General features: G+C 71.4%; 9 protein-coding genes and 2 pseudogenes. 7 read left to right on the forward strand and 4 right to left on the reverse strand.

Features of this window, described 5'->3' with window-relative positions; genetic code table 11:
• Positions 1 to 158: 158 nt before the first annotated feature.
• Positions 159 to 1,544 (forward strand): peptidase C39 family protein, encoded by a 1,386-nt coding sequence (locus ACFVV1_RS36250; protein WP_389998521.1) that lies wholly within the window; start codon positions 159 to 161, stop codon positions 1,542 to 1,544.
• Here the strand turns inward: ACFVV1_RS36250 and ACFVV1_RS36255 are convergent.
• On the reverse strand, positions 1,450 to 1,935 hold the full coding sequence (locus tag ACFVV1_RS36255; RefSeq protein WP_389998542.1) for a tyrosine-type recombinase/integrase: 486 nt from the start codon (positions 1,933 to 1,935) through the stop codon (positions 1,450 to 1,452). The genes ACFVV1_RS36250 and ACFVV1_RS36255 overlap by 95 nt on opposite strands.
• 60 nt (positions 1,936 to 1,995) lie before the next feature.
• Here ACFVV1_RS36255 and ACFVV1_RS36260 point away from each other — a divergent pair.
• Positions 1,996 to 2,280: pseudogene (locus tag ACFVV1_RS36260) on the forward strand (PAS domain-containing protein); the annotation flags it as partial.
• On the opposite strand, the pseudogene ACFVV1_RS36265 reads toward ACFVV1_RS36260, so the two are convergent.
• Positions 2,275 to 2,919 (reverse strand): annotated as a pseudogene (locus tag ACFVV1_RS36265) (hypothetical protein); the annotation flags it as partial. The pseudogenes ACFVV1_RS36260 and ACFVV1_RS36265 sit on opposite strands and share 6 nt — an antisense overlap.
• 127 nt (positions 2,920 to 3,046) lie before the next feature.
• Positions 3,047 to 4,321: a glycoside hydrolase family 18 protein gene (locus ACFVV1_RS36270; protein ID WP_389998524.1), complete on the reverse strand. Its 1,275-nt coding sequence runs from the start codon at positions 4,319 to 4,321 to the stop codon at positions 3,047 to 3,049.
• A gap of 374 nt (positions 4,322 to 4,695) precedes the next feature.
• Here ACFVV1_RS36270 and ACFVV1_RS36275 point away from each other — a divergent pair, with 374 nt between their 5' ends.
• Complete coding sequence (locus tag ACFVV1_RS36275) at positions 4,696 to 5,868, forward strand: acyl-CoA dehydrogenase family protein (RefSeq protein WP_389998527.1); 1,173 nt, start codon at positions 4,696 to 4,698, stop codon at positions 5,866 to 5,868.
• A gap of 466 nt (positions 5,869 to 6,334) precedes the next feature.
• On the opposite strand, the gene ACFVV1_RS36280 is transcribed toward ACFVV1_RS36275, so the two are convergent.
• On the reverse strand, positions 6,335 to 6,733 hold the full coding sequence (locus tag ACFVV1_RS36280; RefSeq protein ID WP_389998530.1) for a hypothetical protein: 399 nt from the start codon (positions 6,731 to 6,733) through the stop codon (positions 6,335 to 6,337).
• 203 nt (positions 6,734 to 6,936) lie between these two features.
• Here ACFVV1_RS36280 and ACFVV1_RS36285 point away from each other — a divergent pair, with 203 nt between their 5' ends.
• The 4 genes from ACFVV1_RS36285 to fxsA all read left to right on the forward strand — a co-directional run bounded on the left by ACFVV1_RS36285 (position 6,937) and on the right by fxsA (position 11,065).
• Complete coding sequence (locus ACFVV1_RS36285; protein WP_024493538.1) at positions 6,937 to 7,377, forward strand: Lrp/AsnC family transcriptional regulator; 441 nt, start codon at positions 6,937 to 6,939, stop codon at positions 7,375 to 7,377.
• Positions 7,378 to 7,424: 47 nt separating this feature from the next.
• Positions 7,425 to 9,071 carry an amidohydrolase gene (locus tag ACFVV1_RS36290; RefSeq protein ID WP_389998532.1) on the forward strand — a complete coding sequence of 549 codons (1,647 nt, stop codon included), beginning with the start codon at positions 7,425 to 7,427 and terminating at the stop codon, positions 9,069 to 9,071.
• A 550-nt stretch (positions 9,072 to 9,621) separates the two neighbouring features.
• Complete coding sequence (locus tag ACFVV1_RS36295; protein WP_389998535.1) at positions 9,622 to 10,389, forward strand: polyprenol monophosphomannose synthase; 768 nt, start codon at positions 9,622 to 9,624, stop codon at positions 10,387 to 10,389.
• Positions 10,390 to 10,474: 85 nt separating this feature from the next.
• Positions 10,475 to 11,065: an FxsA family membrane protein gene (fxsA, locus tag ACFVV1_RS36300; protein ID WP_389998538.1), complete on the forward strand. Its 591-nt coding sequence runs from the start codon at positions 10,475 to 10,477 to the stop codon at positions 11,063 to 11,065.
• The last annotated feature ends 71 nt before the right edge of the window (positions 11,066 to 11,136 follow it).

Below are 11,136 nucleotides of genomic sequence, written 5' to 3' on the forward strand. Positions count from 1 at the left end.
CCGGTCCGAAGCAAGCGCAGGTCACGCCAGTGGACCAGACCAATATTGGTGTACCGGTGCGAGTCGAATCGCTGGCCGAATCCGGCCACGACCCGCGATAGTTGGCGCACTGTCGTGCACATGTAGCCCCATTCCGCTTACGACCGGGGGTCTCGCCCATGAACAGACCGACCTCGCGCAGAACCATGCTGACCGCCGCGCTCGCGGCAGCGGCCACCGCCGGTACGGTGTCGTCCGCCGGCTCCGCGACCGCCGCCGTTCCCGCCGCCGCCCAGCCCACCGTCGGCCCGCCTGCCCCCTCCTCGGCGGCCGCTTCCCTCGTGGACAACCACTCCTGGCACACGTACACCGACTGGCGCAGCGGCTTCGGCACCGGGACGCGCGTCGTCGCGGGCCGCCGCCCCGGTCTGGTGATCGATCACGCCGAGGGGTGTACCGACTACACCGATCCGCACACCGGGAGGACCGCCGCCTGGGAGTACGCGACCTGGACCTCGCCGGTCCACCGGTCCGCGGTCCCGGCGACCGAGGTGATCGCCTCGTGGAACGCCGACACCCCCGCGGGCACCTGGATCCAGATCGAGCTCCAGGGCCGCTACTCGGACGCCACCTCGACACCCTGGTACGTGATGGGCCGGTGGGCCGCGGGCGACGGCGACATCCACCGGACGTCCGTCGACGACCAGACCGACGGCAAGAGCTCCGTCTGGACCGACACCTTCTCGGTGGACGACGCGGCGAGCGGCCTGCGACTGGTGTCGTACCGGCTGCGGCTCACCCTCCACCGTGCCCCGGGCACCCGCCTCACGCCCACCGTGTGGCGGCTCGGCGCGATGGCGTCCGACATCCCGGACCGCTTCACCGTGCCCGCCAGCACCCCCTGCCTCGCCCGGGAACTACCGGTGCCGCGCTACTCGCAGAACGTCCACGTGGGCCAGTACCCGGAGTACGACAACGGCGGCGAGGCCTGGTGCAGCCCCACCTCCTCGCAGATGATCATCGAGTACTGGGGGCGCAGGCCCACCGCCGAGGAGCTCGCCTGGGTCAAGCAGGGCCTGGCGGACCCGCAGGTCTGCCACGCGGCCCGGTTCACCTACGACTACCAGTACGAGGGCTGCGGCAACTGGCCGTTCAACGCCGCGTACGCCGCGACGTACGACCACATGAGCGCGGTCGTGACCCGGCTCGGCTCGCTGACGGACCTGGAGACGCTGATCCGGGCGGGCATTCCGGTCATCACGTCGCAGTCCTTCCTCAAGGAGGAGCTGACCGGTGCGGGATATGGGACCTCGGGCCACCTGATGACCGTGATCGGGTTCACCGCGGACGGCGACGTGATCGCGAACGACCCGGCCTCGCCGAACAACGAGGCCGTGCGCCGTGTCTACAAGCGCAAGGAGTGGGAGACGATCTGGCTCCGCACCAAGCGCTACGACGCGAACGGCAAGGTCAGAAGCGGTACGGGCGGGGTCTGCTACGTCTACTGGCCTGCCGCGCCGGCACCGGGTCAGCGCCGGGCTCTGAAGTCGCTCGGCCTGATGTGAACAGGTGCGGCGCCATGGCAGCCTCGACGACCTGACGGCAGCGTTCCGGGTCGTCCCGGGTGAGGTGGCCGTAGCGGTCCACCGTGACCTCGACCGAGCGATGCCCGAGCCGGGGGGACACCTCGTGCAGGGACATGCCGCTCGTCGAGGTCACGGTGGTCCATTTGTGTCGCAGGTCGTGCGGATTGCGTTCGGGCAGCCCGATTCCCGGCGCACGTTCTGCGTGCCCTGCGGCGATGTCAGCAGAACAGGTGTCCCGACTGCGGCGGCGAACTCGTGGCGCGTCCCGCCGCGCGCCGGCCCCTGCCGTGCCGTAGACGATCAGTCCGGGAGATGCGGGGGCGACCGGTGCAGGGAGACGATGGAAAGGGCTCCGGGACACGCAGGACACGGCAGCGTGGGCCCGAGTCGGGACATCGAGCCGCCGCGGCGGGCGGAAGGGAGTGCCGGGATGAGTGTCTCCGAACCATCCCGGGCGGGGCCCGGCCCGGCAGGGTCTGCTTCGTCCGCGCCGGGCGGGCTGCTCGATGTGCTGGGCGTTGCCGCCGTCGTCCTCGATGCGGACGGGCGGATCGTGCTGTGGAGCCCGCAGGCCGAGGAGCTCTTCGGTTACACCCCCGACGAGGCCCTGGGCCGGTTCGCGGGCCGGCTCCTGGTCCACGAAGAGCACCTGGAGCAGGTCATCGACCTGTTCGCCCAGGTCATGGGGGGCAGTGGCAGCTGGGCCGGGGTCTTTAAAGGCACCGGACCGCCGCCCCAGCACGATCCCCATGACCGCCGCGACCACCATCTCGGCCCGCAGCCGGGGCCGCTCCGGCCGCTCTGCCGTGAAGCGCCGGTACAGCGGCTTTACCAGCCGGTCGTGCAGGACGGCGCGTGCGGCCTTCTCCGCCTCCGGGTCGCCCAGGCGCTGAACCCATGCTCGGCGAACGGCTTGCCCGCCGCGCGCAACAGCAACTCGCGACTCGGTGCGGAATCCCTGCGGCAGGTGATGGCGGCGTTTCCCCGATCGTCCGAAATCCGTCGGGGCCGCTGTTGGACAGACTGTCAGGACCTGGCGTGACAAGCGAATCCCTCGACTTGGGCCACGCCGCGGTCCGGAGATGCATCGCCGGAGCAGGAATGCGGCAGGGACGCGGCAGGAACGCCGTGTGAACCACGGCCTGTTGGCCCTCTCGTGGATCGCCTCGGCACGGACGAAACGGGGCGGAGGGCCAGGGCCTCTCGTTTGGATCACGCCGGGCTCGCGTGCCCCGGCACCGCGCCTCGCCGCGTTGTCGTCAGTCTTCCCCAAGCTCTCGGCTCCGCTCGAGCAGGGGAGACCCCATCGGCTCCGCCATGACTCCTTCCTCCGCCTTGCGATGCACGGCACCACGGTGACATCAGCCGCTCCGCGGCGGGCCGCTCCCTGATCCGGCCTGATCCAAACGAGAGACCCTAGTTGCCCCGCCGCCCCGTTCCTGCTGTCGTGACCGGCCGCGACCAGTCCTGACCAGCCGGGACTAGTTGATCGCCTTGATCAGTTCGCCGTTGGTGGTGTCGCCGCTGAGCTCCCAGAAGAAGGTGCCGCCCAGCCCCTGCTGGTTCTTGTAGTTCATCTTGGTGGCGATGGTGGCCGGGGTGTCGTAGCTCCACCAGTTGGTGCCGCAGTGCGCGTACGCCGTACCGGCGACGGTGCCGGTCGCGGGGCAGCTGTTCTTCAGGACCTTGTAGTCCTCGATGCCGGCCTCGTACGTGCCGGGGGCCGCTCCGGTGGCGGTGCCGCCGGGCGCGTCCTGGGTGACGCCGGTCCAGCCGCGGCCGTAGAAGCCGATGCCGAGCAGCAGCTTCGACGCCGGGACGCCCTGCGCCTTCAGCTTGTTGATGGCCGCTTCGCTGTTGAAACCCTCCTTCGGGATGCCTTCGTAGGAGGCCAGCGGGGAGTGCGGGGCGGTCGGCCCCTTCGCGTCCCAGGCGCCGAAGAAGTCGTACGTCATCGGGTTGTACCAGTCGACGTACTTTGCCGCACCGCCGTAGTCGACGGCGTCGAGCTTGCCGCCGGCGGAGCCGTCGGCGGAGATCGCCGAGGTGACCAGGTTGTTGGCGCCGAACTTGGAGCGCAGCGCCGCCAGCAGGTTGCCGTAGGCCTCGCGTCCGCTGGTGTCGCAGGTCAGGCCGCAGGCGTTGGGGTACTCCCAGTCGATGTCGATGCCGTCGAAGACATCGGCCCAACGGGGGTCCTCCACCAGGTTGTAGCAGGACTCGGCGAACGCGGCCGGGTTCTTCGCCGCCTCGCCGAAGCCGCCGGACCAGGTCCAGCCGCCGAACGACCAGAGGACCTTGAGGTCCGGGTGCAGCTTCTTCAGCTTGCGCAGCTGGTTGAAGTTGCCGCGCAGGTCCTGGTCCCAGGTGTCCGCCGCGCCGTCGACCGACTGGTCGGCCGTGTACGCCTTCTCGTAGTCGGCGTACGAGTCGCCGATCGCGCACGTGCCGCCGGTGACGTTGCCGAAGGCGTAGTTGATGTGCGTGAGCTTGTCGGCCGAGCCGGAGGTCTCGACGTTCCTCACGTGGTAATTGCGCTGGTAGACACCCCAGTTGGTGAAGTACCCGACCACCTTGTGGCCGGCCGCTGTGGGGGCGGCCGCGTCGGCTGCGGGGGCCGCGGCCCGCGTGGTGGTGGGGGCCGCGCCGGCCGACGCGGCCCCCGCGACGCCCAGCAGGGCGGCTCCGAGGGCGGCGGTACAGGCGGCTGCGGCGAGCGCCCGGAAACGGGCGCGGGAACGATGCGGTCCAGACATCTTGTCTCCTCGTGGGGGAGGGAACTCGCGAGTGGGGGGCGTACTGCCGGCCGTCCGTGAACTTGGCATGAACGCGGAAATGCCGGTTCGAGTGGAACCGTAGATGGACTAGACCAGTTGGGTCAATGGTTCGGACCAATCCCGGTGATCGCCCCGCCCGCCGCCGAGTCGCTCCGTCACCCCGTGACGGATATCGTCCGATCGGGCATACTCAAGCCGCCACAGCCGCTGGCCAGCAGCTCTCGTAATCCGAGAGGCGGGCACCGGCTGCGTAGTAGTGCTCTTCCGGGCCTGCCCGGAAGTCCCCCCGGCGGCGCCGTCCACACCCCGCGCGCGCGACCGTCGCAACGCCCGACAGGGAGGAGAGCGCCGTCATGTCCGACCGTGCCCCGCAATTGGTGGAACGCCGTCTGCCCACCGAGGAGTCCAGGCAGCTCATCGCGCTCGTCCGCGACATCGCCCAGCGAGAGATCGCGCCGCGAGCGGCCGAGGAGGAGGACGCGGGCCGGTTCCCGCGTGAAGTCTTCACGCTGCTCTCCGAGTCCGGACTGCTCGGACTGCCCTACGACTCCGCCCACGGTGGCGGCGACCAGCCGTACGAGGTCTACCTCCAGGTTCTCGAGGAACTCGCGGCCGCCCGGCTCACCGTCGGGCTCGGTGTCAGCGTCCACTCCCTCGCCTGCCACGCCCTCGCCGGATTCGGCACCAAGGAGCAGCAGGCCGAACACCTCCCGGCGATGCTCGGAGGGGGCCTGCTGGGCGCCTACTGCCTCTCCGAGCCCGCGTCGGGCTCCGATGCCGCCTCGCTGCGTACGAAGGCCGTACGGGACGGCGACGACTGGGTCATCACCGGCACCAAGGCGTGGATCACCCACGGCGGCATCGCCGACTTCTACACCGTCCTGGCCCGGACCGGTGCCGAGGGCGCCCGCGGCATCACCGCCTTCCTGGTCCCCGGCGACGCCGAGGGGCTGAACGCGGCCGCCCCCGAGAAGAAGATGGGCATGAAGGGCTCGCCCACCGCCCAGCTGAACTTCGACGGCGTACGCGTCGCCGCCGCGCGCCGGATCGGCGAGGAGGGCCAGGGCTTCGCGATCGCCCTGTCCGCACTCGACTCCGGACGCCTGGGCATCGCCGCCTGCGCGATCGGCGTCGCCCAGGCCGCCCTGAGCGAGGCCGTCGCCTACGCCACCGGCCGCCGGCAGTTCGGGCGGCCCATCGCCGACTTCCAGGGCCTGCGCTTCATGCTCGCCGACATGGCCACCCAGATCGAGGCGGGCCGGGCGCTCTACCTGGAGGCGGCCCGGCTGCGCGACGAGGGCAAGCCCTTCTCGCGCCAGGCGGCCATGGCCAAGCTGTTCTGCACGGACGCGGCCATGCGGGTCACCATCGACGCCGTCCAGGTCCTCGGTGGCTACGGCTACACCCTCGACTTCCCCGTCGAGCGGCTGATGCGCGAGGCCAAGGTGCTGCAGATCGTCGAGGGGACCAATCAGATCCAGCGGATGGTCATCGCGCGCCACCTCGCGGGTCCTGAGACGCGCTGAGCCGCAGCGGCCGCTCCGACCACACGGGCGTCGCCATGATCCGGTTCCACTCCTGGTCGTGGCGGCCCGGCAGGGTCCGTCCGGTGCTCTCCCAATGACGCAGCAGGGCCCGGTAGATGGGCGGATCGGTGGAGTGCGGCACCGGCCGCGGCGTCGACCGGGGAGGCACGGGCTGCGGCACCGGCTGTGAACAGGACTGCGGAACCGATTCTTCGGCGGTCGGAGCGGCGAGACGGCGACGACCGGGACCGGCCGTTGAATGCAGCAGGGTCATGCCTGGCCAACGGTGCGGGGCGGGCCCTGGTCACTGTCCGGCCGATTCGAGAGCCCGTTCGCCGGGTCCCCGGCGGCGAAGCCTCCGGGGGAGCAGGCACCACGCCGACCGGGCCGTCGTGGTGTCGGCGCAATTCGTGCGGGGCGAGCCCGGACGGCGTCCGGGCGGCCTCGCGCGGTGCCGGAGCGGCACTCAGGCGGCGTCGCGCCGCATCTGCGGCACCCGCAGGGGGCGCGAGCTCGGACCACCGGCGTGCGAGAACGGCTGCATTCTCCAGTCGAGCCCCTGAGGGAGCGTCAGCAGCAGGGCCGTCTCCTGCTCCTGGACGTCGAGCGAATCGTCGGCGGGCCGCGTCTGCGCCGCCGCGCGGCCCGTACCGGCACAGACGGTCAGTACGAACGGGTTCCACGGAGTCGGGCACAGCGCGTGCTCCGGCAGCACATCCTCGTCCGCCAGCAGCGCGATCGGCTGCACGCAGTCCGGGCAGATCACCCGGTACATCTCGAACATGTCGTACGCGTCGGGAGCGGTGTCCTCGACGGGATCGACGGGATCCGGTTCGGTACGTCCGGTGAGCTTCAGGCTCTGCATGGGAAATTCCCCCCTCGGGTGGGCCGACAAGGCGCCACGGCCTCGACCACAGCAAGCACTTCCCGTCGCGCGTCCGCCGTAACCGCCAAGGGGGTGGCTACCCGCCCGTAAACCTGTGGCATTCGTCACATGCCTGCCTCAGGTGCCCTTCCTGAGCCCTTGCCGCTGTGCCCGGAGGTACCAGTGGCAATAGGTTGATCCGTATGGAGGAGCTGGACCGACAGATCGTGGAGTTGCTCGTCAAGGACGGGCGGATGAGCTACACCGACCTGGGCAAGGCCACGGGCCTGTCCACCTCGGCGGTTCATCAGCGTGTCCGCAGGCTGGAGCAGCGCGGGGTGATCCGGGGCTATGCCGCGGTCGTCGACCCCGAGGCCGTCGGCCTGCCGCTCACCGCGTTCATCTCGGTGAAACCCTTCGACCCGAGCGCACCGGACGACATCGCGGAGCGGCTCGCTGGAGTTCCGGAGCTGGAGGCGTGTCACAGCGTCGCGGGTGACGAGAACTACATCCTCAAGGTGCGGGTCGCGACCCCGCTGGAGCTGGAGCACCTGCTCACCCGGATCCGTTCGCTGGCCGGTGTCTCCACCCGGACCACCGTCGTCCTCTCCACGCCGTACGAGGCCCGGCCCCCGCAGATCTGAGAGGGGCCGCGGACCGCGCGGGTCCGGGCAGGCGCGAGACTGGTCCCATGACCGAGAGCACCGTCCCCCAGAGCGACCACCGCACCGTGCTGCTGCGCGGTGGAGACGTCCACAGCCCCGCAGACCCCTTCGCCACCGCCATGGTCGTCGAGCGCGGCCATGTCGCCTGGGTGGGCTCGGAAGGGGCCGCCGACGCCTTCGCGAGCGGCGTCGACGAAGTGATCGACCTCGAAGGCGCGCTGGTCACCCCCGCGTTCACCGACGCCCACGTCCACACCACCTCGACCGGCCTGGCCCTCACCGGTCTCGACCTCTCCGGTGCCCGGACGCTCGACGAGGCGCTCGGTCTGCTGCGCGCGTACGTGGCGGCGCATCCCGCGGGCCGGGTCGTCCTCGGCCACGGCTGGGACGCCACACGCTGGCCGGAGCAGCGCCCGCCGACGCGCGGCGAACTCGACGCGGCCGCCGGCGGCCGGCCGGTCTACCTGCCCCGTATCGATGTGCACTCCGCGGTCGTCACCACCGCCCTGCTCGATCTGGTCCCGGGCGTCACCGCGCTGACCGGATACCACCCCGACGCCCCGCTGACCGGCGCCGCCCACCACGCGGTGCGCTCCGCGGCCCACGGCGCCGTCTCGGCGCGACAGCGTGCCGACGCGCAGCGCGCCGCACTGCGTCACGCCGCGTCGCTCGGCATCGGCACCGTCCACGAGTGCGGTGGCCCCGACATCTCCGACGAGGAGGACTTCGTCGCGCTGCTGAAGCTCGCCGAGGCGGAGAGCGGACCGCGGGTCTTCGGCTACTGGGCCGAGCAGGTCGCCGACGAGAAGGACGCCCGCCGCATCCGGGAACTCGGCGCGACCGGCGCGGCCGGGGATCTCTTCGTCGACGGCTCGCTCGGCTCGCACACGGCCTGCCTGCACGAGCCGTACGCCGACGGCCCGGCCGGGCACACGGGCGCCGCCCACCTGGACGCGGCGCGGATCGCCGCCCATGTCACCGCCTGCACCGAGGCCGGGCTGCAGGCCGGCTTCCACGCCATCGGCGACGCGGCGGTCTCCGCCGTGGTGGAGGGCGTGCGGGCCGCCTCCGAGACGCTCGGCCTGGCCCGGGTCCGGGCCGCCCGGCACCGTATCGAGCACGCCGAGATGCTCACCCCGGAGACCGTCGCCGGCTTCGCGGAGCTGGGGCTGACCGCCTCCGTCCAGCCCGCCTTCGACGCGGCCTGGGGCGGCGAGGAGGGCATGTACGCGCAACGGCTCGGCGCCGAGCGGGCCAGGACCCTCAACCCGTACGCGGCGCTCCTGCGAGCCGGTGTGCCCCTGGCCTTCGGCTCGGACAGCCCGGTGACCCCGCTGGACCCGTGGGGGACCGTCCGGGCCGCCGCCTTCCACCGCACGCCCGAACACCGGATCTCCGTGCGAGCCGGTTTCACCGCCCACACCAGGGGCGGCTGGCGAGCCGTCGGCCGCGACGACGCGGGGACCCTGGTGCCCGGCGCCCCGGCCGACTACGCGGTCTGGCGCACCGATGACCTGGTGGTTCAGGCCCCGGACGACCGGGTTGCGCGCTGGTCGACCGACCCGAGGTCGGGAACGCCCGGCCTGCCGGACCTCACCCCGGGCGCCGCGCTCCCGGTCTGTCTGCGCACTGTGGTCTTCGGACAAACTGTCTACGTACGACCGAACGAGTGACGTCCGGACATTTCGTACCGCCGATCGAAGAGTCCCCCGCTCCGCCGCGACCTGCGGATCTTCGCTACTGACCAGCCAAGTTCCGTGAACATTGCAGGTCAGGCAGCTATTGACAGAACGCGCCCACCGGCCGGTAGGTTCGGCCGAGTCCACCACAGGACGTCCGACCGGTTAAACCTCCACGCAGTCGTCGAACGCCGCTGGGTCATGGGGTGGTGTGCCGCACCGGCGCACCACCCCTGACAGCCAGGTTCAGCGCCCGCGCCTCGGGGGCGAGGGAAGGTTTCAGCCGGACGGTAGGTGCGACCCGGGTGGGGCCCGGACGTTCAGTAGACAACGGCTCTAGGTCGACCCGCAGCCAGCGGGTCCCAGGTCGGCCCGAAGGGCGCTGGGCCCCCATTCGCAGTTCCCGCACGTTCCCGTCAGGGGGTCTGTCCGTACTTCTCTCCTTCTGTCCGTGGCGGTGTCCGTTCCCGCCCGCCCGGGTCGGCATCCGGCCCCCGTCCGCTGGATATGGTGTGCATCTGCGTACGGACTTAAGGGGCAGTAAGTGAACGACGGCGGTCAGCGGCGGTACGGCCCGCTCGGCAGAACCTTGGTGATCATTCCGACCTACAACGAGGCCGAGAACATCAAGCCGATCGTCAGCCGGGTGCGCGCCGCTGTGCCGGAAGCCGACATCCTGATCGCCGACGACAACAGCCCCGACGGCACCGGCAAGGTCGCCGACGAGCTCGCCTCCGACGACGAGCAGGTGCAGGTGTTGCACCGCAACAGCAAGGAAGGGCTGGGCGCCGCCTACCTCGCGGGCTTCCGCTGGGGCATCGAGCACGGCTACGGCGTGCTCGTGGAGATGGACGCCGACGGCTCCCACCAGCCCGAGGAACTGCCCCGGCTGCTCACCGCGCTCAAGGGCGCCGACCTGGTGCTCGGCTCGCGCTGGGTGCCGGGCGGGCGCGTGGTCAACTGGCCCAAGACCCGGGAAATGATCTCCCGCGGCGGCAGCACGTACTCCCGCCTCCTCCTCGGGCTGAGGACCAGGGACGTCACGGGCGGCTACCGGGCCTTCCGCGCCGAGACCCTGGAGGGCATCGGCCTCGACCGGGTCGCCTCGCAGGGCTACTGCTTCCAGGTCGACCTGGCCCGCCGTGCCATTGACGCCGGCTATCACGTCGTCGAGGTCCCGATCACCTTCGTGGACCGCGAGATCGGCGACTCGAAGATGAGCCGCGACATCCTGGTCGAGGCGCTCTGGCGGGTCACCTCCTGGGGCGTCACCGCCCGTACGAACCGGGTCCTCGGCCGCAAGGCGATCTGATCCGCCCTGTGCGGCGGGATCCGGCCCGTCGCCCGTGATCACCCCCCTACGCCGCTTGGACGCCCGTACGGGCACACTGGGGACCATGACGACCGGCACACCGCCCCCGACCGCCCCGAGGCGCTCACGCGTCCGTACCCTCGTTCCTCTCGCCGTCGCCGCCTGGGCGGTGCTGGAGATCTGGCTGCTCACCGTCGTGGCGAACACGGCGGGCGGATTCACCGTGCTGCTGCTCCTGATGGCGGGAATCGTGTTCGGGGCCGCCGTGATGAAGCGGGCCGGCCGCCGGGCCTTCCGCAACCTCACCGAGACGCTCCAGCGGATGCCGGGACAGCCCGGGGCGGCCGCCGCCCCGCAGGCCGCACCCTCGGGCACCGAGGGCAACGGCTTCCTGATGCTCGGCGGGCTGCTGCTGATGATCCCGGGGATGATCTCGGACGTGGCGGGGCTTCTGCTGCTCGTGCCGCCGGTCCGTTCGACGCTCGGCCGGTACGCGGAGCGGTCGCTGGAGCGCCGAATGCGCGCCACGGGCCCCGGCAGCCTCTCCGGCGCCTTCCAGCAGGCCCGCATCCACCGGCCGGACGGAAAGATCGTGCAGGGTGAGGTCATCCGTCAGGACGGCGCACAGCCGGGCCCCCACCCCGACGAGGGCCCCCGGCCGCCGCTGACCCCCTGACGCCGGACCCGATAACGGGCCGCGACGCGACAGAGCCGCGGGCTGTGACACACACTCGGTGTGTCACAGCC

The organism is Streptomyces sp. NPDC058092 (genome assembly GCF_042884935.1).
In the GTDB taxonomy this organism is placed as follows: domain Bacteria; phylum Actinomycetota; class Actinomycetes; order Streptomycetales; family Streptomycetaceae; genus Streptomyces.

Excerpts from the sequence above, each read along its gene's own strand:
- ACFVV1_RS36270 (WP_389998524.1), bottom strand. The coding sequence starts at position 4,321 with ATGTCTGGACCGCATCGTTCCCGCGCCCGTTTCCGGGCGCTCGCCGCA.
- ACFVV1_RS36285 (WP_024493538.1), top strand. The coding sequence starts at position 6,937 with ATGGAGGAGCTGGACCGACAGATCGTGGAGTTGCTCGTCAAGGACGGG.
- ACFVV1_RS36280 (WP_389998530.1), bottom strand. The coding sequence starts at position 6,733 with ATGCAGAGCCTGAAGCTCACCGGACGTACCGAACCGGATCCCGTCGAT.
- ACFVV1_RS36275 (WP_389998527.1), top strand. The coding sequence starts at position 4,696 with ATGTCCGACCGTGCCCCGCAATTGGTGGAACGCCGTCTGCCCACCGAG.
- ACFVV1_RS36290 (WP_389998532.1), top strand. The coding sequence starts at position 7,425 with ATGACCGAGAGCACCGTCCCCCAGAGCGACCACCGCACCGTGCTGCTG.
- ACFVV1_RS36250 (WP_389998521.1), top strand. The coding sequence starts at position 159 with ATGAACAGACCGACCTCGCGCAGAACCATGCTGACCGCCGCGCTCGCG.
- fxsA (WP_389998538.1), top strand. The coding sequence starts at position 10,475 with ATGACGACCGGCACACCGCCCCCGACCGCCCCGAGGCGCTCACGCGTC.